This is a genomic window from Bradyrhizobium sp. B097 (assembly GCF_038957035.1).
Classification (GTDB): domain Bacteria; phylum Pseudomonadota; class Alphaproteobacteria; order Rhizobiales; family Xanthobacteraceae; genus Bradyrhizobium.
On the sequence record NZ_CP152412.1, the window covers coordinates 6,158,145 to 6,178,865 of the forward strand.

A 20,721-nucleotide genomic window follows, 5' to 3' on the forward strand; every position below is an offset into this window, starting at 1 on the left:
CCACCGCAACAAAATTTTGCGTTGCAACATGCCCTGATTCAGTTTGCGGGAATTCACTTAACATGTTAATCATCTCCCGACATCCACTTTTGTGTAGCACGCATGGCCCTCTCCAAGGACGATATCCGCGCTGCAGCCGAACGGCTCGACAGTGCGGAAAAGACCCGCAAGCAAATCCGCCAGCTGTCGCTGGAATACCCCCGCATTACCCTCGAAGACGCCTACGCGATTCAGAAGGCCTGGGTCGAGATGAAGGTGGCGCAGGGGCGCGTCGTCAAGGGCCACAAGATCGGCCTGACCTCGAAGGCGATGCAGAGCGCGCTCAATATCGACGAGCCGGATTCAGGCATCCTGCTCGACGACATGTTCTTTGCCGATGGCGGCCTGGTGCCGACCGACCGCTTCATCGCGACCCGCGTCGAGGCCGAGCTCGCCTTCGTGATGAAGCATCGCCTCGCGGGGCCGAACTGCACGCTGTTCGACGTGCTCAACGCCACCGACTTCGTGGTGCCGGCGCTGGAGATCCTGGATACCAGGGTCGAGCGCGTCGACCCCGAGACCAAGGCGACGCGCAAGATCTTCGACACCATCGCCGACAACGCCGCCAATGCCGGAATTGTGCTCGGCGGCCGTCCGATCCGTCCGCTCGAAGCCGATCTGCGCTGGATCGGCGCGCTCTGCTTCCGAAACGGCCAACTCGAGGAAACCGGTCTCGCCGCCGGCGTGTTGAATCATCCGGCGACCGCGGTGGCATGGCTCGCCAACAAGATCGCCCCGAACGGGCTCGCGCTGGAGGCCGGACAGGTCGTGCTGGCCGGCTCCTTCATCCGCCCGATCGAGACCCGCAAGGGCGACACCATCCAGGCCGACTACGGACCTTACGGGTCCGTGAGCTGCTACTTCGCCTGACGCACTCAGCAGGAGAGCTGCATGCCGCATTTCACGATTGAATACTCCGCCAATCTCGACGGCCTCGTCGACATGGGCGCGACGGTCGAACTGGTCCGCAAAGCCGCGGTCGAGACCGGCATCTTCCCGCTCGGCGGCATCCGCGTGCGCGCCATCAGATGCGAGCACTACGCGATCGGCGACGGCCGCAAGAACTACGGCTTCCTCGACATGGTGCTACGGCTCGGCGAAGGCCGCGACCTCACCGCGCGCAAGAAGGCCGGCGAGCACATCTTCAAGGCGCTATCGGCCCATCTCGATCCGGTCTTCGCCAACAGCAAGTTCGCCCTGTCGTTCGACATGCAGATCAACGACAAGGAAACCAGCTGGAAACGCAACAACATCCACGACGCACTGAAGGTGGAGACGGTCAATGGATAAAGCCACTCCGAAATCTACAGCCGACGTGTTCCAGGCCAACCGCGATCGCGCCGGTCCTCTGCTTGCCAAGTTGAAAGCCGAAGGCATCGGCCATGTGATCGACGGCAAGGTCGTGCCGGCCGCCTCAGGCCAGACCTTCGAGACGAAATCGCCGATCGACGGCACCGTGCTTGCGACCGTCGCGCGCGGCAACGCCGAGGACATCGACCGTGCGGCAACCGCCGCGTCCAAGGCCTTCAAGGCCTGGCGCGACATGCCGGCGGCGCAGCGGCGCAAGCTGCTGCATCGCGTGGCTGACGCGATCGAGGAGCGCGCCGACGATATCGCCGTACTCGAATGCATCGACACCGGCCAGGCGCACCGCTTCATGGCCAAGGCCGCGATCCGTGCCGCGGAGAATTTCCGCTTCTTCGCCGACAAATGCGGCGAGGCGCGCGACGGTCTCAACACGCCCTCGGACGAGCACTGGAATATCTCGACCCGCGTGCCGATCGGCCCGGTCGGCGTGATCACGCCGTGGAACACGCCGTTCATGCTCTCGACCTGGAAGATCGCGCCTGCGCTGGCCGCGGGTTGCACGGTCGTGCACAAGCCCGCGGAATGGTCGCCGGTGACCGCCGATCTGCTGGTCAAACTCGCAAAACAGGCCGGTCTGCCCGACGGCGTGTTCAACACCGTGCACGGCTTCGGCGAGGACGCCGGCAAGGCGCTGACCGAGCACCCCGCGATCAAGGCGATCGGCTTCGTCGGCGAGAGCACGACGGGCTCGGCGATCATGGCACAGGGTGCGCCGACCCTGAAGCGGGTGCATTTCGAGCTCGGCGGCAAGAACCCGGTGATCGTGTTCGACGATGCCGATCTCGACCGCGCGCTCGATGCCGTCGTGTTCATGATCTACTCGCTCAACGGCGAGCGCTGCACCTCGTCGAGCCGGCTGCTGGTTCAACAAAGCATCGCCGAGAAATTCATCGAGAGGCTGACCGCGCGCGTGAAGGCACTCAAGGTCGGTCATCCCCTCGATCCGGCGACCGAGATCGGGCCGCTGATCCACGAGCGGCACTTCGCCAAGGTCTGCAGCTATTTCGACGTCGCCAGGCAGGACGGCGCGACGATCGCGGTCGGCGGCAAGCCGCATGACGGCCCGGGCGGCGGGCACTATGTGCAGCCAACCCTCGTCACCGGCGCCAACGCGACCATGCGCGTGGCCCAGCAAGAGGTGTTCGGTCCGTTCCTGACCGTGATCCCGTTCCGTGACGAGGCTGATGCCATCGAGATCGCCAACGACGTGCAATACGGCCTTGCCGGCTATGTCTGGACCGGCGACGTGGGCCGTGCGCTGCGCGTCGCGGATGCGCTCGAAGCCGGCATGATCTGGCTCAACTCGGAAAACGTCCGCCACCTGCCGACCCCGTTCGGCGGCATGAAAGCCTCCGGCATCGGCCGCGACGGCGGCGACTACTCGTTCGACTTCTACATGGAAACCAAGCACGTCTCGCTCGCGCGCGGGACGCACAAGATTCAGAAACTGGGAACTTAGCCAGCACTGTCATTCCGGGGCGACGCGTAGCGGCGAGCCCGGAATCCATAACCACGATCGTGAGTATGGATTCCGGGCCTGCGCCAAGAGGCGCATCCCGGAATAACGATCCAGAGGGGAAGCACAATGCCCGCACCAACCCACGTCTTCGATCCGCCGTTCAACATCATCCGCTGCAGCCATGCCGTGCTCGACGTCACGGACCTGGACAAGAGCGCCACCTTCTACGAGAAGACCGTCGGCCTCCATATCGAGGACCGCGACGACAAGTCGGTGTATCTGCGCGCCAGCGAGGAGCACCAGCATCATTCGGTGGTGCTGCGCAAGGCGGCGAAGGCCGCCTGCAACCGGCTCGGCTTCAAGGTCGGCAATGACGGCGACCTAGACAAGGCGGCGGCGTTCTGCTCCGAGAACGGCATTGCCTACGCCTTCGTCGACCAGCCCTTCCAGGGCCGCACGCTGCAATTCACCGATCCGTTCGGCTTCCAGATCGAGCTCTACGCCACGATGGAGAAGCGCCCGCATCTGTTGCGGCGCTACGATCTCTACAAGGGCTGCCATCCGCAGCGGCTCGACCATTTCAACGTGTTCGCCGCCGAAGTGCAGGACACCGTCGACTTCTACGCCCGGCTCGGCTTCCGCCTCACCGAATATGCCGAGGAGGACGGCGACAACGGCCGCATCGCAGCCGCCTGGATGCATCGCAAGGGCAATGTCCACGACTTCGCCATCACCAACGGCCGTGGCCCGCGCCTGCACCACATCGCCTATTGGGTGCCGACCGCGATGAACATCGTGCATCTCTGCGACGTGATGGCCTCCTCCGGCTTCCTCCAGAACATCGAGCGCGGCCCGGGCCGGCACGGCATCTCCAACGCCTTCTTCCTCTACATCCGCGATCCCGACGGCCATCGCATCGAGCTCTACACCAGCGACTATTTCACCGGCGATCACGACCACGAGCCGCTACGCTGGTCGCTGCGCGATCCGCGCCGCCAGACATTGTGGGGCGCACCGGCGCCGCGCTCCTGGTTCGAGGAAGGTTCGACCTTCGCCGGCCAGGCGGTGCGCGAGCCCCGCTTCGTCGCCGATGTGCTGGTTGCGGATTAAGCGCGAATACAACGAACACCCTCCACGTCGTCCCGGCGAAGGCCGGGACCCATAACCACCGAATAGGGTTGCCGAAAGAATGTCTAGCCGCGTACCCATTCCAATGGCCGCGGCGTATGGGTCCCGGCCTTCGCCGGGACGACATCAAGAATTGGATAGCTAATGTCAGCCCCTCGCCTCGCCACCTATTCCGTCAACGGCGCCACGCAATATGGCGCCGTCACCGACACCGGCATCGTCGACCTCTCGTCGCGCTTCGCCAAGGACTATCCGACGCTGCGTGAGGCGATCGCCGCCGGCGCACTGACCAGGCTTGTCGAGGACGCCGCCAAGCGCGCGCCCGACCACGCGCTGGACGCGGTCACCTGGCAGCCGCCAATTCCGGCGCCGGACAAGATCATCTGCATCGGCGTCAACTATCCGGACCGTAACGCCGAGTACAAGGACGGCTCGGACGCGCCGAAATATCCGAGCATGTTCCTGCGGGTGCCGCGCTCCTTCGTCGGTCACAACACGCCGGTGGTGCGGCCGCGCGTCTCGCCGCAGCTCGACTATGAGGGCGAGCTGGTGCTGGTGATCGGCAAGGCCGGCCGGCACATTGCCGAGAGCGCCGCGCTCGATCACATCGCCGCGATCACGCTCTGCAACGAAGGCACCATCCGCGACTGGGTGCGCCACGCCAAATTCAACGTCACCCAGGGCAAGAACTTCGATTCCACCGGCAGTCTTGGCCCGTGGATCGTACCTTACACCAGCGAGGCGCAGATCGCCGATATCCGGCTGACTACGCGAGTCAATGGCGAAGTCAGGCAGGACGACCGCACCTCGCGCTTGATCTTCGGCTTCCGCTACCTCATCAACTACATCTCGACCTTCACGACGCTGGTTCCCGGCGACATCATAGTCACGGGCACCCCGACCGGCGCAGGTGCGCGGTTCGATCCGCCGCGCTATCTGAAGCCCGGCGATGTCGTCGAGGTCGAGGCCGAAGGCGTCGGTATCCTGCGCAACGGCGTCGTCGACGAAGCCACCTAACCTCACAGCAAGTGGACAGTGCCATGACCTCAACATCCGGCGGCGAAGCGATCGTCAACGGCCTCGTCGCCCACGGCGTCGACACCGTGTTCGGCCTGCCCGGCGCGCAGATCTATGGCCTGTTCGATGCGTTCCACCAGGCGCAGCTCAAGGTGATCGGCGCCCGGCATGAGCAGGCCTGTGGCTACATGGCGTTCGGCTATGCCCGCTCCTCCGGCAAGCCCGGCGTGTTCAGCGTCGTGCCCGGTCCCGGCGTGCTCAACGCCTCGGCGGCGCTGCTGACCGCATTCGGCTGCAACGAGCCGGTGCTGTGCCTGACCGGCCAGGTGCCGACGCAATTTCTCGGTAAGGGCCGCGGCCATCTGCACGAGATGCCGGACCAGCTTGCGACGCTACGCACCTTCGTGAAATGGGCCGACCGGATCGAATATCCTGACAACGCGCCTGCGATGGTGTCGCGCGCATTCCAAGAGATGCTGTCGGGCCGGCGCGGTCCCGCGTCGCTGGAGATGCCGTGGGACGTCTTCACCCAGCGCACCCAGGTCGCAGCCGTCAAACCGTTCGACCTGATGCCGGCGCCGCAGCCCGATCCGGATCGCATCAAGGCCGCCGCCGATCTGATCGCCGGCAGCAAGGCGCCGATGATTTTCGTCGGCAGCGGCGCGATCGAGGCCCGCGAGGAGATCCTCGAACTGGCCGAGATGATCGATGCGCCGGTGGTCGCATTCCGTAGCGGCCGCGGCATCGTCTCCAACGCACACGAGCTCGGGCTCACCATGGCCGCGGCCTACAAGCTCTGGCCGAAGACCGACCTGATGATCGGCATCGGCACCCGCATGGAGCTGCCGACCATGTCGCGCTGGCCATATCAGCCGGCAGGCCTGAAATGCGTGCGGATCGACATCGATCCGGTCGAGCTGCGCCGCTGGCCGGCCGACGCCGGTGTGATCGCGGACGCCAGGGCCGGCACCGCCGACCTCATCGCCGCCGTGCGCAAGGCGGGCTACAGCAAGACCTCGGGCCGCCGCGCCGCGATCCGCGAGGCGACCGCGGCCACCGCCCAGGAGATCCAGCGCATCCAGCCGCAGATGGCCTATCTGAAGATCCTGCGCGAGGTGCTGCCGGCCAACGCCATCGTCACCGATGAGCTGTCGCAAGTCGGCTTCGCCTCCTGGTACGGCTTTCCGATCTACGAGCCGCGCACTTTCGTCACCTCGGGCTATCAGGGCACGCTCGGCTCGGGCTTCCCGACCGCGCTCGGCGCCAAGGTCGCTAATCCGAACAAGCCGGTGGTCGCAATCACCGGCGACGGCGGCTTCATGTTCGGCGTGCAGGAGCTCGCCACCGCCGTGCAGTTCAAGATCGGCGTGGTGACGCTGGTGTTCAACAACAACGCCTACGGCAATGTCCGCCGCGACCAGCGCGAGCGCTTCGATGGCCGTGTCGTTGCCTCCGACCTGGTCAATCCCGATTTCGTCAAGCTCGCGGAGTCCTTCGGCGTCGGCGCCGCGCGCGTCACCTCGCCCGATCATTTCCGACCCGTGCTGGAGAAGGCGCTGGCCGATGGCGGGCCCTATGTGATCTCGGTGGAAGTGCCGACGGATTCGGAAGTCAGTCCCTGGGCGTTCATCCATCCGGCGAGGAACAACTGAGGCCAAACGCCCGTCATTCCGGGGCGCGGAGCGAACCTCAGATGCGCAATTGCGCATCGGGGAATCTCGAGATTCCGGGTTCGATGCTTCGCATCGCCCCGGAATGACGATACTAGATCCGCCTCACTTGCAGCCGCGACGCGGCGATCACGAGCAGGCCGGCGCCGGCGACCGACCAGCAGGCGACCGGCGCCCAATGCACCAGCGGCGCATAGTCCGGTATCTTCTGCAGGCCGCCGGCGACCGCAGCCATCCGCGCGAAGGTCGCGAGCGCCAGCGCCGAGAACACGAGGCCCGTGACCTTGCCTTCGGCGCCGGTCTCCCCGATCGCAAGCGCGGCGGACACCGCGCTCATCAGCATGCAGCCCCAGGCCGCTCCCGCAATGAACTGCGCCACGATCAGGACGTTGAGGCTTCCGGCGATCTCCGCGGCAACGATGGCGAATGCGCCGAGCAATCCCGCCGCACCCATTACGATCAGCCCGCCGCGATGCTTGACGACAATGCTCGCTGGAAACATCGCGACGTTGAAGCCGATCCAGAACACCGGCATCAGCCATTGCAGATTGTCCGGCCTGGCAAAGCGCAAATAGAACGGGACGCTGTTGATGTTGAAGTGCAGCTGATAGCCGAGCGAGAGCAGCACCATCGAGGCGATCAGGAACATCGGCACCGCCCCGAGCCGCTTGGCCGGTGCCGCAAGCCGCTCGGGTTGCACCTCCTCGGCGACGCGGCGCTCGATCCCTGAGAACGCGAGCGCGGTCAGCAGCAGCACGGCACCGGACAGCACGAATGGCAGCCGCGCATCATGATCGCGCAGCACGACGGCGAGATAGGGCGAGACCGCACCCGCGATGCCGTAGCCCAGCATCGCCAGCGCCGCGAGGAACGGGACGGAGGGTTGCGCGCGATACTTGCCGAGCAGCGTCAGTGGCGGCGCGCGCAACGCCGACGATGTGGCCGACCAGATCACGATCAACACGATCAGCCAGAATTTCGCGCCCGGCCCGGTCCCGGCCACATAGGGCAGCGCGACGAAGGCGACGCAGGAGATCGCGGCGAGAACGCCGACGAACACGCCGAGCCGGCCGACCAGGCTTGCAATCCTGTCGGCGGCCATGCCCATCGCGGTGTCGGTGACGGTGAAGATGCCCTGGTCCATCATCAGGATCAGGATGACGGTCGACGGCGCGATGCCGACATCGGCGCACAGCTTGGGCAGATAGATCAGGTAGGTGGTCCAGCCCAGCGTGAACACGAGCTGCAGCACGGCGAGATAGACGCCGGTGCGGTTGACCGCGCGATCGGCCTTGGTGGTCATGATCCGAGTTTAGACCACCTCTCCCATTTGCGGGAGGGGGAGCTAGCGCACTTTGCGGAAGGTCAAATTGATGCGCTGGCGGCCGAGCACGCTGTGCTCGCCATCAGCGAGCGCCGCGACGCCGTGATAAAATAGCCGCGACGGCCCGCCCCACACCGCAACGTCGCCATGTTCGAGCCGATAGCGGCGCGGCGTATCGCTGCGCTTCAGCCCGCCGAACAGGAAGACCGCCGGCAGCCCGAGCGAGATCGAGACGATCGGCGCGCCGTAGTCGAGCTCGTCCTTGTCCTGGTGCAGCGACAGTTTTGCACCGGGGACATAGCGGTTGATCAGGCAGGCTTGCGGCGCGAAGCCGTTGAAGCCGGCCGCGGCCGCGGCATCGGCGGCGAGCCCGCGCAACACCTCCGGCATCGCCGGCCAGGGCTGTCCAGAGTCCGGATCGATCGGATCGTAGCGATAGCCATTGGGATCGGAGACCCAGCCGACGCCGCCGCAATTGGTCATCGCGACCGACATCCGGTGGCCGCCCGGCGTGATCAGGTGCCGGAACGGCGCCTGCTTGACGATGATGCGCAAGGCCGGGATCAGTTCGGCCTCGAACGGCCGGACAAAGCCGCGCAACAGCACCGCGCCGTCCGCGATGGTCTCGCGCGGCGGCCGCGCATCGCCAATGGTCTCGAACAGATCAGCAGCCACGCCTCTGCACACTCACTTTGCGTCGTGGAAGATCACACCAACGGTGTGGCGATGCCCGGATCTGATCCGGCTGACGCCGTGGCGCAGATTGACACGATACGGCCCGCGCGTCCCCTGCACCGGACGATGATGCACGGCAAACGCCACCGCATCGCCCTTGGTCAGCGGCACCACCTCGGGCCGCGACTGCATCCGCGGCCGCTGCTCGGTCAGCACGAACTCGCCGCCGGTGAAATCGCGCCCTGGCTGCGACAGCAGGATCGCGACCTGGATCGGGAATACGTGCTCGCCATAGAGATCCTGGTGCAGGCAATTGTAATCGCTCTCGCCATATTGCAGCAGCAGCGGCGTCGGCCGCGTCTGCCCGGCATCATGGCAACGCTTCAGGAATGCCGCATGCGACGGCGGATAGCTGATCTCGATCCCCATCGTCTCGTTCCAGCGATTGGCGGTCGCGGTCAGCCGCGCATACAGCGCCGGCCGCAGCTCCGCGATCAGGTCCGGCAGCGGATAGGAGAAATACTTGTACTCGCCGCGGCCGAAGCCGTGGCGGCCCATCACGACCCGGCTGCGGAACCGGCTGTCGTCGGGATAGAGCGCGGCGATCGCATCGCATTCCTGCGACGTCAGCAGGCAGCCAAGGACGGCGCAGCCCTGCCCGTCGAGGTCGGTCGTGATCTGGTCCCAGTCGAGCGCGTCAACGCGGGCGGGAATGCTGGTGGTTGGGCGGGTAATGGTTCTGGCTGTTGCTGTCATGCGGCGGAATCTGGCCGATGAGCGCGGCTGACGCCACCCGATTTCCGGCAGGACTGTTCGGGAACAGCGCCCCAATTCCGCTGTCGTCCCTGCGAAAGCAGGGACCCATAACCACAGGTGCTGGTTGTGAGAAAGCCGTCTGGCCGCGTGCCCTTTGCGAAAGCCGCGGCGTATGGGTCCCTGCTTTCGCAGGGACGACGTGTGGAGGAAGTGCCGACTAGCTTTCGACAAGATCACGCGCGGAAGGAAATCAGCCCCTGACCGGCAGCGTCACCACGTCGTAGCCGTGGCTGATCTTTCGCTTCAGCACCGGGTCTTCCAGCTCGAACTCGAAGCGGCTGGCCGGGCGGATGCCGCCCTTGGCCGCGAAGGTGCCGCCGAACATGGCGCAGCCATCGGGCAACGCGCCCTTGTCGAAGCCGCGCGCGATCAGGTCCTTCACCGGCAGCATGTGATCGAGCGTGCCTTCCTGGTAGAGCACGCGCTGGCCGCCGATCACGGCCCAGGATCGCAGGACCAGCTTGTCCCAATGGCCAATGACGTCCTCGAGCTCCCAGAGTTCGGCCGCCATCGGCTTGTCGCACATCTGCTTCGACACCGTGACGCTGTAGCTCTCGACCTTGCGGTCGGTATGATCGGAGCCGCAGCCGACGAAGGTGCGGCCCTGCCAGCCGATCAGCACGAACTCGACCTCGCCGCTGGAGTCTTCGCCGCAGACCTCGATCGTGTCGGCGAAGGTCAGCCGGCGCGCCGAGCAGCGGTAGTAGATCGGCGTCGTCGCGGGCCGTGCAATGCCGAGCGCTTCGAGCTCGGCGATGTGCTTGTCGCGCGCCACCGGATCGCGGCCGGTCCAGCCGGCGATCACGGCCTGTTTGATTTCGAGCGTGAGCGGCGTCGCGACGCCCTTGTCGTCGACATTGAAGGTGAGATCAAACACGGATGACGGTCTCCATTCCGGCCGCAAGCTCGAAGATGCGGCGATCCGAACCGCCCGCGGCGGCGAGCATCAGGCCGACCGGCGCCTCGCCGGCGCGATGCGCGGGCAGCGAGATGGCGCAGCCATCGAGCACGTTGATCAGTGAGGGATTGCGCAGCGCGCGCAAATTCTCCGTCGCGAATACCTTGTCGTCGGCGAGGCTCGCAATGGTCGGCGGCAGGTTCGCCGTGGTCGGCAGCACCATTGCGTCATAGGGCGCGATGCGCGCCTCGGTACGGGCGATGAACGACCGCCGCGCATTGATGAGGTCGATATAGTCGGCCGCCAGAAAGCCCTCGCCGCGCTGGATCCGCACCGCGACACGCGGATCGTAGATGTCGCCCTTGCTGGCCAGCAGGAAGCGGTGCCAGGCATAGCTCTCGGCCGCGGAAAAGCCGCCCTTGGTGTTCATCACGCCGACATCGAGCAATTCCGGCACCTCGATACGCTCGATCAAGGCGCCGGCGCGCGACAACGTCGCCAGCGCGCGCTCGAAGGTCTTTGCGACGGCATCGTCGAGGTCGTCGAGCACGACCGTGGTCGGCACCGCGAGCCGCATGCCCTTCACCGGCCGTGGGGTGAGCGGCGTCACCGGCTCGTCGGCCAGCACTGCATCGAGCGCGGCACAGCAGGCGACTGAATTGGCCAGCGGGCCGTAGCTGTCGAGCGTGAACGACAGCGGCACGCCGCCGTCGAGCGGAATCCGGCGCTGCGTCGGCTTGTAGCCGACGATGCCGTTGAAGGCGGCCGGAATCCGGCAGGAGCCGCCGGTGTCGGTGCCGAGCGCGCCGAACGCCATGCCGTCGGCGATCGAGACCGCCGCGCCCGAGGACGAGCCGCCGGGCACATGCCCGACGCTCCGGTTCCAGGCGCTCTTCGGCGTGCCGTAATGCGGATTGATGCCGATGCCGGAATAGGCGAATTCGGTCATGTTGGTGCGGCCGATCACGATGAAGCCGGCGCGCTTGAGCCGTGCCACGGCAGGCGCATCGGCATCCGCCGGCGCGGAATCATCCAGCGCGCGGGAGCCGGCGCGTGTCACCTGCCCCTTGATGTCGAACAGGTCCTTGATCGAGACCGGAATGCCGGCAAAGGGCGACGGCGCGGCGTTGGCCTTGCGCAGCCGGTCCATGCCACCGGCGGCTTCCAGCGCGGCGTCGCGGTCGACATGGATGAAGGTGCGCTGGCCCTCGCCTGCCGGATCGGCGATCCTGGCGATGCATTGCTCGACGAGCTTGCGGGCGGAGGTCGCGCCGCTGGCGAGGTCGGCGGCAAGGGAGGCGAGTGTCGGATTTTTGGGCATGGTTTTCACTTTACGGCTTGCACTTCACGGCTTGCTGGCTGGCAATTCAAAAGGTCTTGCAGCTGATTGTCGCGCGAACCGGCGCCGATTTCCAGACCGGTGCGCCGGCATCACTTCAGCCCGAAATAGGCCCGGTGCAGCTCTTCATTGCCGCTCATCTCGGCAACCGTGCCGGAAAAGCGGATCCGCCCGCCTTCCAGCACGAATACGCGGGTGGCAATCTCAAGGAAACCGATATTCTGCTCGGCGATCAAGAGCGCCAAGCCGCGGCCTTGCAGGCTCGACAAGGCACGAAGCACCTCCTTGACGAACAGTGGCGACAGCCCAGCGGAGGGCTCGTCCATGACCAGCAGCTTCGGCTCGGCCGACAGCGCCTTGGCGATGCCCAGCATCTTGCGCTGGCCGCCGGACAGGCTGGAGGCCGGATCGCGGCGCTTGTCGCGCAGCACCGGAAACAGGCCGTACAGTTCGTCGACCCGCGCACCCGGATTGGCATGGCCCAGCGCCTGCGCGCCGATCCGGATGTTCTCCTCGATCGACAGATCGGGGAATACCGCAAGCTCCGACATGTAGGTCATGCCGCGCTTCATGCGGTCCGAAGATCGCATTTTCGTGATGTCTTCGCCGCCGAGTTTGATGTGGCCGTCGCGGGCCTCGATCAAGCCGACCAGCGATTTCAGGAAGGTGGTCTTGCCCGCGCCATTGGCGCCGAGCAACAGCACGGTCTCGCCGGGGCGGACGTCGAGATCGACGCCCCACAACACCTGCATGGTGCCGTAGCCGGCATCGACGCCCTTGGCGTCCAGAAGCGACGCTGCATCAGTGGGCATGCTCGCCTCCCAAAAACACCTCGATCACCTGCGGCTCGCGCACCGCGGTCGCGAGCGTGCCTTCGAAGATTTCCTTGCCGGCATTGAGCACGATGACGCGGTCGGTGATCTGCTCGATGAAGCCCATCAGATGTTCGACCACGATGATCGCCATGCCGGTCGCGGCCAGCGCCTTGATGCGGCCGGCGATCCAGTCGAGCTCCGCCGGATTGAGGCCGGCGGCGAGCTCGTCGAGCAGCAACAGCCGCGGCCGCGTCGCGAGCGCGCGGGTCAGATCGAGCATCTTCTGCTGCGCGCTGTTGAGATCGGCGGCGGGGCGGTCGGCGACCTCCTTCAGCCTGAAATCGTCGAGCAGTTCGACGATCGACGGCGGCGTGCCGGTCGCGCCGCCATAGGCCAGCGCCACCTGGATGTTCTCGCGCACCGTGAGCGACAGGAACGGCTTCGGCACCTGGAAAGTGCGGTTGATGCCGCGGTGAACGAGCTTGTGCGAGGCGACGCCGCCGGAGGACGCGCCGTCGAACACGACCTCGCCGCCATCGGGCGCATAGAGGCCGGAGATCACGTTGATCGCCGTGGTCTTGCCGGAGCCGTTCGGACCGACCAGGCCGAGGATCTCGCCGGGCACCACGTGAAAGCTCAGGCCATCGAGCGCGTGGAAGCCGCCGAAGCGCTTGACCAGTTTCGAGACCTTGAGGATGGAGTTTTGCTCAGGGGACATGCCACCCCCTGCGCGTTGCCAGCGACACCAGCCCTGCGGGCAGGAACAGCACCAGTCCCATGATCAACAGGCCATAGATCAGCTGGAAATATTGCGGCGTGGTGAAGCCGATCAGATTGTAGATGCCGTACAGAATCAGCACGCCGACGATCGGTCCGGTGATGGTGGCAACGCCGCCGAACAGCGCGAACACGATCGCGAAGATGCTGAACTCGCCGGAGAACACGTTGTCCGGATAGAACACCGAGACGTACCAGGCATAGATGCCGCCGGCGAGGCCTGCGACCAGCGCCGAGGCGAGCCAGGCGATCACCCGCATCTTGATGATGTTGACGCCGGCCATCGAGGCCGACACCGCATCCTCGCGCACGGCCTGCAGCGCCAGGCCGAACGGCGAGTTCTTGAGATAGATCACCGCGCCGACGGTCAGCGCCATCACGACCACAGCGGCATAATAGGCATGGGTCGGGTTGAACGTGCCGGTCAGCGACACGCCGTAGGGGCCCTTGGTGATCCCCTCCAACGCCGGGTTGGCGACGAAGTGCAGCACGGCGAGCGACGCCGCGAGGTTGGCGATCGCAAAATACGCGCCCGACAGCCGCAGCAGCGGGGTCAGCAGCAGGCCGAGCGCCACCGCGACGACGCCGCCGACCAGCACGGCCAGCGGCGCCGGCGTCTGCAGATGCATCACCATGATGGCAAAGCCGTAGGCGCCGGCGCCGAAGAAGCCGACATAGCCGAACGGCAGATAACCAGTGAAGCCATAGATGATGTTCACGCCTTGCGCGAGGATCAGGAAGATCACGAAGTTGAACAGCAGCAGATGGTTTTGATAGACGCCGGGCAGCAGTGCGAACACCACCACCAGCGGCGCCAGGATGAACAGCAGGTGTTTCGAGGCGTTAGGCAACGCGCACCCGCCTTCCGAGCAGACCGCTCGGGCGCAACAACAGGATCACGATCAACAACACATAGGGCAAGAGGTCGGCCCAGGAACTGAGATAGGTCTGCACCAGCATATAGCAGAGGCCATAGACGACGCCGCCGAGCGCGGTGCCCAAGGGATTGCCGAGCGAGCCGAGCACGACGATGGCAAACGAGGTCACCGTCGCATCGGCACCGAAGGCCGGCGTCACCGAGCCGAACATGAAGGGCGCGAACACCCCGGCAACCGCCGCGATGCCGAGCCCGATGCCGAACGCCGCCGCCGAGACGCGATCGACGTCGATGCCGGTCGCCAACGCCTCGTCGCGGCGCGACATCACCGCGCGGGTCAGGGTGCCGAGCCGCGTGTGGTAGAGATAGAGGTACACCAGCGCGATCGCGACAAGGCTGGTGCAGGCCGCGATCACCCAGGGCGCGGGAAAGCCCTGGCCGAAGATCTGGATCGGCCCTGCCCCGCCGGCCTTGCCGCCGAACCACTTGACCTTGATGGTCGTGAACACGGTGCCGAGCAGCCGGCTCTGGATCGAGCGCTCGCTGGTGCCGGCGAAGATCGTGGTGACGGCTTCGATCACCTGCGACAGGCCGAAGAACAGGATGATCGACAGCATTTCCGGATTGGCCGAGCCCTGCAGCCGCGGCACCAGTACCCAGTAGAGCAGCACGCCCGCCAGCACGAAGACCATGAAGGCGAGCGGCACCGCGAACAGCGGGTCGATGCCGGCAATGCCGACCACGCCGAGCGCGATGAAGGCGCCGAGCATCAGGATGTCGCCATGCGCAAGGTTGACGATGCGCATGACGCCGAACACGAGATTGAGGCCGATGCCGACCAGGCTGAAATACAGCCCGAACAGCACGCCGGCAACGAGCGCATAGGTCATGCTACCGCTCGCCGCCGAAGGTTACGCCTGGAGCTACTTCCGTTCCGATGGAATCGGAACGGAGCTCCAGGCTTTTGTTTTGACGCGTTTTCTTCACGCGAACCGGTATCCACTTCGCTCGAAAACGCTCTTGCCGCACTCACCTGCATCACGGCGCCGGATAGATCGGCTTGCCGGTGGCGGTCTCGTGCGGATAGATCGAGACGAACTTGATGTGATCGTGCTCGTCGACCGTGAGCTGGCCGAGCGGCGTCAACTCGCCGATCTGGCCGCCGGTCTCATCCAGCGCGAAGGTGCCGTCCAACGTCTTGAGCTGGCCGCTGAGCGAGAACACCGCGCGGCGCAGCTCCATCTGCTCGAGGCTGGTCGCAACCGACAGCGTCTTCTCGATCACCAGCGCGGTGGTGTAGCCGGCCACCGCGTTGAAGCCGAACTCCATCTTGCCGTCATTGTACTTCTTCAGCCAGGCGGTGCGGAAATCCTTCATGGTCATCCCGAAATTGACGGGATAATCCAGCTCGGACGGCGGCACGTAGGTCCAGACATGCTCGAGGCCCTTGGCGCCGACGTTCTTCTCGAGCAGCTCGGTCTCGAGGCCGGCATAGATCGCGAACAGCATCTTGAACTTGGTGCCGACGTCCTGGACGTTGCGCAGGAAGGCGATGTCGTTCGGCGCGTAGCCGAAATGGATCACCGCGTCGGGATTGGTGTTGCTGATGTTGTTGATGATGACGTTGTAATTGGTGGTCTCAGTCGGGACGCCCTGGTCGTAGACGATCTCAATCGGCGCGCCGGACTCCTTGACGAACTTGCGGAACGCGTTGGCCTGGGTGCCGGTGAACTCGTTGGTCGCGTAGAGGATGGCGATCTTCTTGATGCCAAGGCCCGGACCATCATGGCTGATGAAGTCAGCTACCGGCTTCGGCCAGATCGTCGACACCGGGTCGGCCATCAGCGCGATGTAGGGATTGTCCTTGGAGAAGAAGCTCGCGCCGGTGCCGGTCTGGTCGAACAGGAACATCTTGTGGTCGCGCGCGATCGCGACCGCGGGCGCCGTCAGCACCGATCCGGAATCGGCGACCAGGAGATCGACCTTATCCTGGGTGACCAGCTGATTATAAAGCGTCGAGGCGGTCGCGGTGTTGCTCTGGTCGTCATAGGAGACGAGCTTGATCGGGATCTTCTTGTCGAACGCCTTCACGAACACGCCACCCTCGGCGTTCTTCTGCTCGACCCACAATTTGAGCGAGCTGTAGACCGGCATCGAGATCGAGGCGTAGCGCCCCGAGGACGCGTAGAGCGTGCCGATCTTGATCTCCGACGGTGCGTCGGCGGCGATTGCCTGCGTGGCAAATGCGAGGCTGGCAGCGAGTGCCGCGCCGATGATCCTCAGCATGATGTTATTCCTCCCGGGTATCTTGGACGTCTCGTGGACCGGTCTTTCGACGTATCTTGGACCGCGGCCCTTCTACGCGCCGGACCGGAGCGACACAAGCATCGCGGCCTTAGCAATTGTGCGAGGGGCGGAATATGCGGCATGCGCGGGACACAGGCCGCTGCGCGGGGCGTGGATGGACCGTTGACGGCCGTCGGTCCAATGGCGCATCAAGGCTGCAACGATTTCGGGAGGAGACATCAGACATGGCCGAGCCCGCGCGCGCGAAACCAAAACCGACACCTGAGACCCAGCATTTCTGGGATGGCACCAAGGCCGGCGAGCTGCGCTTGCAGCGCTGTGACGCCTGCGCCAACGTCTACTTTCCGCCGCGGCCGTTCTGCCCCTCCTGCGCCTCGCGCAAGGTCTCGGTCTTCAAGGCCACCGGCAAGGGCAAGCTCTACAGCTACGTCATCAACCATCGTCCCGCCGCGCCCGGCTTCACGCCGCCTTATGCGATTGCCATCGTCGAGCTCGACGAAGGTCCGCGCATGATGAGCAACATCATCGATTGTCCGCAGACACCGGAAGCGCTCGAGCTCGACATGCCGCTTGAGGTCGCCTTCGAGGCACTCGACGACAAGATCACCCTTCCCCTCTTCCGCCCGGCAAAGGGGTAATGTGATGCGCAGGAACCAGGTTGCCGTCGTCGGTGCGGCCGAAACCACCGAACTCGGGGTCATCCCGAACATGTCGCAGATCCAGCTGCACGCGGACGCGGCACTGAACGCGATCGCGGACGCCGGCCTAAAACTGTCCGACATCGACGGCTTCGCCACCGCGGTCGAGACCCCGCAGCAGATGGCGCACTATCTCGGCATCACGCCGACCTGGGTCGACGGCACCTCGGTCGGCGGCTGCTCTTTCATGCTGCATGTCCGTCATGCCGCCGCGGCGATCGAGGCCGGCCTGTGCAAGACGGTGCTGATCACGCATGCCGAGAGCGGCAAGTCGATGATCGGCAAGCAGCCGCGCTTCACCGCACCCGACAGCCTGAACGGCCAGTTCGAGTCACCATTTGGCGTGTATGGACCGCCGAGCATGTTCCCGATTCCGGTGCTGCGTTTCATGAAGACGCACGGCATCACGCATGAGCAGCTCGCGATGGTCGCGGTCGTGCAGCGCGAATGGGCGGCAAAGAATCCGCGCGCGACCATGAAGGACCCGATCACGGTCGCCGACGTCCTGAACTCGCGGATGATCGCCTATCCGTTCCGGCTGCTGCAATGCTGCCTCGTCACCGACGGCGGCGGCGCGCTGATCCTCACCTCGGCCGATCGCGCCAGGGATTTCCCGCAGAAGCCGGTCTACATCCTCGGCACCGGCGAGAGCGTGGAAACGCCGATGGTCAGCCAGATGAAGACGTTCGACTCATCGCGCGCCTTCAAGGTGGCGGGCCCCTTGGCCTTCAAGGAAGCCGGCATCGCCCACAAGGACGTCGACCACCTGATGATCTACGACGCCTTCGCGCATTTGCCGCTCTACGGCCTCGGCGATCTCGGCTTCATGCCGCATGAGGAAACCGGCAAGTTCATCGCCGACGGCAACACCCGCCCCGGCGGCAAGCTGCCGCTCAACACCAATGGTGGCGGCCTGAGCTACATGCACTCCGGCATGTACGGCATGTACGCGCTGCAGGAGAGCGTGCGGCAGATGCGCGGCATCGCGCCGGCGCAGGTGCCGAACGCGAAGATCTCGGTCTGCCACGGCGTCGGCGGCATGTTCGCTGCAAGCGGCACGATCATCTTTACGAACGAACGATAACAATGGCCGGCGCGAGCGCAGCGCCTGATCTGTCATTGCCGGGCTTGACCCGGCAATCCATCCCCTTCTGACGAAGGATGGATGCGCGGGTCAAGCCCGCGCATGACGAGTCAGCTCTGCATCGGCCTGCGGAAACACAGCAACAAGGAGAACCCACATGGCAAAATCACTGCAGGATAAAGTCGTCATCGTCACCGGCGCGGGCCGCGGCATCGGCCGCGAGATCGCGCTGCTCTGCGCGGAGGAAGGCGCCAAGGTCGTGGTCAACGATCCCGGTGGCGCCGCCGACGGTGGCGGCTCGAGCGCGGCACCCGCCGAGGAAGTCGTCGAGGAGATCAAGAAGCGCGGCGGCACGGCCGTCGCCAATTTCGAGTCGGTGGCGGAAGCGATCCCCGCCAGCAAGATCGTGAAGACCGCGACCGATCATTTCGGCCGGCTCGACGGCGTCGTCAACAATGCCGGCATCCTGCGCGACATGATCTTCCACAAGATGAGCGTGGAAGCTTTCGAGGCCGTCATCAAGGTGCATCTGATGGGCTCGTTCTATGTCAGCCACGCTGCGGCGCGGATCTACCGCGAGCAGGAGTCCGGCTCGTTCGTACACTTCACCTCGACCTCCGGCCTGATCGGCAATTACGGCCAGGCCAACTACGCCGCCGCTAAGCTCGGCATCGTCGGCCTGTCGAAGTCGATCGCGCTCGACATGGGCCGCTTCAACGTGCGCTCGAACTGCGTGTCGCCGTTCGCCTGGACCCGCATGATCGGCACCATCCCGACTGAGACCGACGCCGAGAAGGCGCGCGTCGAGAAGATCAAGCAGATGGGCCCGGAGAAGATCGCGCCGGTCTGCGCCTATCTGCTCTCGGATGCCGCCAAGGACGTCACCGGTCAGATCTTCGGCGTGCGCATGAACGAGATCTTCCTGTTCGGCCAGCATCGTCCGGTACGCTCGGTTCATCGCGGCGAAGGCTGGACGCCCGAGACCGTTGCCGAGCACGGCATGCCGGCGCTGAAGGGATCGTTCGCCAAGCTCGACCGCTCGGCCGACGTCTTCACGTGGGATCCGATCTGAGCTGATCCGATTTGAATTGGGATCCGATCTGACGGTTTTATGAAAAAGTCGCCTCGGCGAACGCCGTGCACAATCGCGCACGAGGCCGGGGCGACACACTCTTTGGTTGTTTCTTCATAGCGCGCCCGCATTGTGCCTGAATTGCGGGCGCATGATCGTCCTCCCGATAACAAAAAGCCTGGGAGGACTTTCGTGACAAATCCAAACAACACTGAGCAACACGAGCGCGACGGCGCGAAGGCGTTCGACCGTCGAACCATCTTGCGCGGCGCAACCGCGCTTGCTGCAACTGCGATGGCTGCATCCGATGCTGCAGCGCGCGACTTCGGCCGCAACGCGGAGCCGCAGCGTTATCCCGACCCCGACATCGTCGTGATCGACGACAAGCGCTTCAAGGCCAAGGTCGGCAACACCGCGATCAAGCGGCTGTACACCGGCTGCCTCTGGGCTGAAGGCCCGGCCTGGAACGCGCAGGGCCAGTATCTGGTGTGGAGCGACATCCCCGCCAACCGCCAGTTGCGCTATCTCGACGATGACGGCCACATCTCCGAGCAGTTCCACAAGCCGTCGAACGAGGCCAACGGCTCGACCTTCGATTTCGAAGGCCGCCAGATCACGGCCGAGCGCACGCGGCTGGTGCGCTACGAGCACGATGGAACCGTCACGTCGTTGGCCGAGCAAGCCAATGGCAAGCAGCTCAACGGGCCGAACGACATGGTCGTGCATCCCAACGACAAGTCGATCTGGTTCACCGATCCTGGCTACGGCGCGATCTCGATCTACGAGGGCCAGCGCGCCAACACCGGCTCGAACCAGCCCTACCAGAAGGAGGCCGTCTACCGCATCGATGCTGCGACCGGGCAGATCACCAAGGTTGCCGACGAACCGTTCAAGCCGAACGGCATCGCCTTCAGCCACGACTACAAGAAGGTCTATGTCTGCGACACCGGCATCACGCACTATCCGAACGCCAAGAACATCGTCTGGCAGTACGACCTCAACGGCGACAAGCTGTCCAACCCGCGCACGCTGATCGACATGACGCTGGACGGCAAGTCTGGCTTCCCCGACGGCATGCGCGTCGACATCGACGGCAACATCTGGGTCGGCGCCGGCTGGGTCGGCCCGGGCTATGACGGCGTGCAGGTGTTCGCGCCGGACGGTCAGCGCATCGGCCAAATCCTGCTGCCAGAGACCTGCGCCAACCTCACCTTCGGCGGCAAGAAGCGCAACCGCCTGTTCATGACCGCAAGCCAGTCATTGTATGCGGTGTATGTGGAGACACGGGGCGCGCACAATTGCTAATCTAACCGTCGTCCCGGCGCAGGCCGGGACCCATTACCACCGCTGTAGATTGT

General features: G+C 65.0%; 20 protein-coding genes. 10 read left to right on the forward strand and 10 right to left on the reverse strand.

Annotated elements, in window-relative coordinates:
- The first annotated feature begins 102 nt into the window (after nucleotides 1-102).
- From hpaH to AAFG07_RS28745, 6 genes are all read left to right on the forward strand, one after another.
- Nucleotides 103-909 (forward strand): 2-oxo-hept-4-ene-1,7-dioate hydratase, encoded by an 807-nt coding sequence (gene hpaH / locus AAFG07_RS28720; RefSeq protein ID WP_074129044.1) that lies wholly within the window; start codon nucleotides 103-105, stop codon nucleotides 907-909.
- Between the two features lie 21 nt (nucleotides 910-930).
- Nucleotides 931-1,329: a 5-carboxymethyl-2-hydroxymuconate Delta-isomerase gene (locus AAFG07_RS28725; protein ID WP_342723150.1), complete on the forward strand. Its 399-nt coding sequence runs from the start codon at nucleotides 931-933 to the stop codon at nucleotides 1,327-1,329.
- Nucleotides 1,322-2,866 carry a 5-carboxymethyl-2-hydroxymuconate semialdehyde dehydrogenase gene (hpaE, locus tag AAFG07_RS28730; protein ID WP_342723151.1) on the forward strand — a complete coding sequence of 515 codons (1,545 nt, stop codon included), beginning with the start codon at nucleotides 1,322-1,324 and terminating at the stop codon, nucleotides 2,864-2,866. Before AAFG07_RS28725 ends, hpaE begins: the two co-directional genes overlap by 8 nt.
- 126 nt (nucleotides 2,867-2,992) lie before the next feature.
- Nucleotides 2,993-3,976 carry a 3,4-dihydroxyphenylacetate 2,3-dioxygenase gene (hpaD, locus tag AAFG07_RS28735; RefSeq protein WP_342723152.1) on the forward strand — a complete coding sequence of 328 codons (984 nt, stop codon included), beginning with the start codon at nucleotides 2,993-2,995 and terminating at the stop codon, nucleotides 3,974-3,976.
- A gap of 162 nt (nucleotides 3,977-4,138) precedes the next feature.
- Nucleotides 4,139-5,011, forward strand: coding sequence for a fumarylacetoacetate hydrolase family protein (locus AAFG07_RS28740; protein ID WP_342723154.1), 873 nt, complete (start codon nucleotides 4,139-4,141; stop codon nucleotides 5,009-5,011).
- Between the two features lie 23 nt (nucleotides 5,012-5,034).
- Nucleotides 5,035-6,663, forward strand: a complete 1,629-nt coding sequence (locus tag AAFG07_RS28745; RefSeq protein WP_342723155.1) for a thiamine pyrophosphate-dependent enzyme — start codon at nucleotides 5,035-5,037, stop codon at nucleotides 6,661-6,663.
- 112 nt (nucleotides 6,664-6,775) lie between these two features.
- Here AAFG07_RS28745 and AAFG07_RS28750 read toward each other — a convergent pair whose 3' ends face one another.
- From AAFG07_RS28750 to AAFG07_RS28795, 10 genes are all read right to left on the reverse strand, one after another.
- Nucleotides 6,776-7,984, reverse strand: coding sequence for an MFS transporter (locus tag AAFG07_RS28750; protein ID WP_342723156.1), 1,209 nt, complete (start codon nucleotides 7,982-7,984; stop codon nucleotides 6,776-6,778).
- A 42-nt stretch (nucleotides 7,985-8,026) separates the two neighbouring features.
- Entirely contained in the window at nucleotides 8,027-8,680 is a 654-nt protein-coding gene (gene alkB, locus AAFG07_RS28755; protein WP_342723157.1) for a DNA oxidative demethylase AlkB, read from the reverse strand.
- 12 nt (nucleotides 8,681-8,692) lie between these two features.
- Nucleotides 8,693-9,436 (reverse strand): 2OG-Fe(II) oxygenase, encoded by a 744-nt coding sequence (locus AAFG07_RS28760; protein ID WP_342723158.1) that lies wholly within the window; start codon nucleotides 9,434-9,436, stop codon nucleotides 8,693-8,695.
- A 250-nt stretch (nucleotides 9,437-9,686) separates the two neighbouring features.
- Complete coding sequence (locus AAFG07_RS28765) at nucleotides 9,687-10,373, reverse strand: DUF2848 domain-containing protein (protein WP_342723159.1); 687 nt, start codon at nucleotides 10,371-10,373, stop codon at nucleotides 9,687-9,689.
- Complete coding sequence (locus AAFG07_RS28770; RefSeq protein ID WP_342723160.1) at nucleotides 10,366-11,715, reverse strand: amidase; 1,350 nt, start codon at nucleotides 11,713-11,715, stop codon at nucleotides 10,366-10,368. The genes AAFG07_RS28765 and AAFG07_RS28770 overlap by 8 nt, the downstream gene beginning before the upstream one ends.
- A 110-nt stretch (nucleotides 11,716-11,825) precedes the next feature.
- Nucleotides 11,826-12,545, reverse strand: coding sequence for an ABC transporter ATP-binding protein (locus AAFG07_RS28775; protein ID WP_342723161.1), 720 nt, complete (start codon nucleotides 12,543-12,545; stop codon nucleotides 11,826-11,828).
- The gene (locus AAFG07_RS28780; protein ID WP_342723162.1) at nucleotides 12,535-13,266 is read right to left on the reverse strand and encodes an ABC transporter ATP-binding protein; all 732 of its coding nucleotides are present in this window, start codon (nucleotides 13,264-13,266) and stop codon (nucleotides 12,535-12,537) included. Before AAFG07_RS28780 ends, AAFG07_RS28775 begins: the two co-directional genes overlap by 11 nt.
- Entirely contained in the window at nucleotides 13,256-14,176 is a 921-nt protein-coding gene (locus tag AAFG07_RS28785) for a branched-chain amino acid ABC transporter permease (protein WP_229164454.1), read from the reverse strand. The genes AAFG07_RS28780 and AAFG07_RS28785 overlap by 11 nt, the downstream gene beginning before the upstream one ends.
- On the reverse strand, nucleotides 14,169-15,092 hold the full coding sequence (locus AAFG07_RS28790; protein ID WP_092125078.1) for a branched-chain amino acid ABC transporter permease: 924 nt from the start codon (nucleotides 15,090-15,092) through the stop codon (nucleotides 14,169-14,171). Before AAFG07_RS28790 ends, AAFG07_RS28785 begins: the two co-directional genes overlap by 8 nt.
- Before the next feature lie 148 nt (nucleotides 15,093-15,240).
- The gene (locus tag AAFG07_RS28795) at nucleotides 15,241-16,488 is read right to left on the reverse strand and encodes an amino acid ABC transporter substrate-binding protein (RefSeq protein ID WP_342723163.1); all 1,248 of its coding nucleotides are present in this window, start codon (nucleotides 16,486-16,488) and stop codon (nucleotides 15,241-15,243) included.
- 245 nt (nucleotides 16,489-16,733) lie between these two features.
- On the opposite strand from AAFG07_RS28795, the gene AAFG07_RS28800 reads away from it, so the two are divergent.
- From AAFG07_RS28800 to AAFG07_RS28815, 4 genes are all read left to right on the forward strand, one after another.
- The gene (locus AAFG07_RS28800) at nucleotides 16,734-17,147 is read left to right on the forward strand and encodes a Zn-ribbon domain-containing OB-fold protein (protein WP_024579400.1); all 414 of its coding nucleotides are present in this window, start codon (nucleotides 16,734-16,736) and stop codon (nucleotides 17,145-17,147) included.
- Between the two features lie 4 nt (nucleotides 17,148-17,151).
- Nucleotides 17,152-18,291: a thiolase gene (locus tag AAFG07_RS28805; protein ID WP_212311151.1), complete on the forward strand. Its 1,140-nt coding sequence runs from the start codon at nucleotides 17,152-17,154 to the stop codon at nucleotides 18,289-18,291.
- 157 nt (nucleotides 18,292-18,448) lie between these two features.
- Nucleotides 18,449-19,363, forward strand: a complete 915-nt coding sequence (locus tag AAFG07_RS28810; RefSeq protein WP_342723164.1) for an SDR family oxidoreductase — start codon at nucleotides 18,449-18,451, stop codon at nucleotides 19,361-19,363.
- A gap of 192 nt (nucleotides 19,364-19,555) precedes the next feature.
- On the forward strand, nucleotides 19,556-20,668 hold the full coding sequence (locus tag AAFG07_RS28815) for an SMP-30/gluconolactonase/LRE family protein (RefSeq protein WP_342723165.1): 1,113 nt from the start codon (nucleotides 19,556-19,558) through the stop codon (nucleotides 20,666-20,668).
- The last annotated feature ends 53 nt before the right edge of the window (nucleotides 20,669-20,721 follow it).

Excerpts from the sequence above, each read along its gene's own strand:
- hpaH (WP_074129044.1), top strand. The coding sequence starts at position 103 with ATGGCCCTCTCCAAGGACGATATCCGCGCTGCAGCCGAACGGCTCGAC.
- AAFG07_RS28725 (WP_342723150.1), top strand. The coding sequence starts at position 931 with ATGCCGCATTTCACGATTGAATACTCCGCCAATCTCGACGGCCTCGTC.
- hpaE (WP_342723151.1), top strand. The coding sequence starts at position 1,322 with ATGGATAAAGCCACTCCGAAATCTACAGCCGACGTGTTCCAGGCCAAC.
- hpaD (WP_342723152.1), top strand. The coding sequence starts at position 2,993 with ATGCCCGCACCAACCCACGTCTTCGATCCGCCGTTCAACATCATCCGC.
- AAFG07_RS28740 (WP_342723154.1), top strand. The coding sequence starts at position 4,139 with ATGTCAGCCCCTCGCCTCGCCACCTATTCCGTCAACGGCGCCACGCAA.
- AAFG07_RS28745 (WP_342723155.1), top strand. The coding sequence starts at position 5,035 with ATGACCTCAACATCCGGCGGCGAAGCGATCGTCAACGGCCTCGTCGCC.
- AAFG07_RS28750 (WP_342723156.1), bottom strand. The coding sequence starts at position 7,984 with ATGACCACCAAGGCCGATCGCGCGGTCAACCGCACCGGCGTCTATCTC.
- AAFG07_RS28760 (WP_342723158.1), bottom strand. The coding sequence starts at position 9,436 with ATGACAGCAACAGCCAGAACCATTACCCGCCCAACCACCAGCATTCCC.
- AAFG07_RS28770 (WP_342723160.1), bottom strand. The coding sequence starts at position 11,715 with ATGCCCAAAAATCCGACACTCGCCTCCCTTGCCGCCGACCTCGCCAGC.
- AAFG07_RS28775 (WP_342723161.1), bottom strand. The coding sequence starts at position 12,545 with ATGCCCACTGATGCAGCGTCGCTTCTGGACGCCAAGGGCGTCGATGCC.
- AAFG07_RS28780 (WP_342723162.1), bottom strand. The coding sequence starts at position 13,266 with ATGTCCCCTGAGCAAAACTCCATCCTCAAGGTCTCGAAACTGGTCAAG.
- AAFG07_RS28790 (WP_092125078.1), bottom strand. The coding sequence starts at position 15,092 with ATGACCTATGCGCTCGTTGCCGGCGTGCTGTTCGGGCTGTATTTCAGC.
- AAFG07_RS28795 (WP_342723163.1), bottom strand. The coding sequence starts at position 16,488 with ATGCTGAGGATCATCGGCGCGGCACTCGCTGCCAGCCTCGCATTTGCC.
- AAFG07_RS28800 (WP_024579400.1), top strand. The coding sequence starts at position 16,734 with ATGGCCGAGCCCGCGCGCGCGAAACCAAAACCGACACCTGAGACCCAG.
- AAFG07_RS28805 (WP_212311151.1), top strand. The coding sequence starts at position 17,152 with ATGCGCAGGAACCAGGTTGCCGTCGTCGGTGCGGCCGAAACCACCGAA.
- AAFG07_RS28810 (WP_342723164.1), top strand. The coding sequence starts at position 18,449 with ATGGCAAAATCACTGCAGGATAAAGTCGTCATCGTCACCGGCGCGGGC.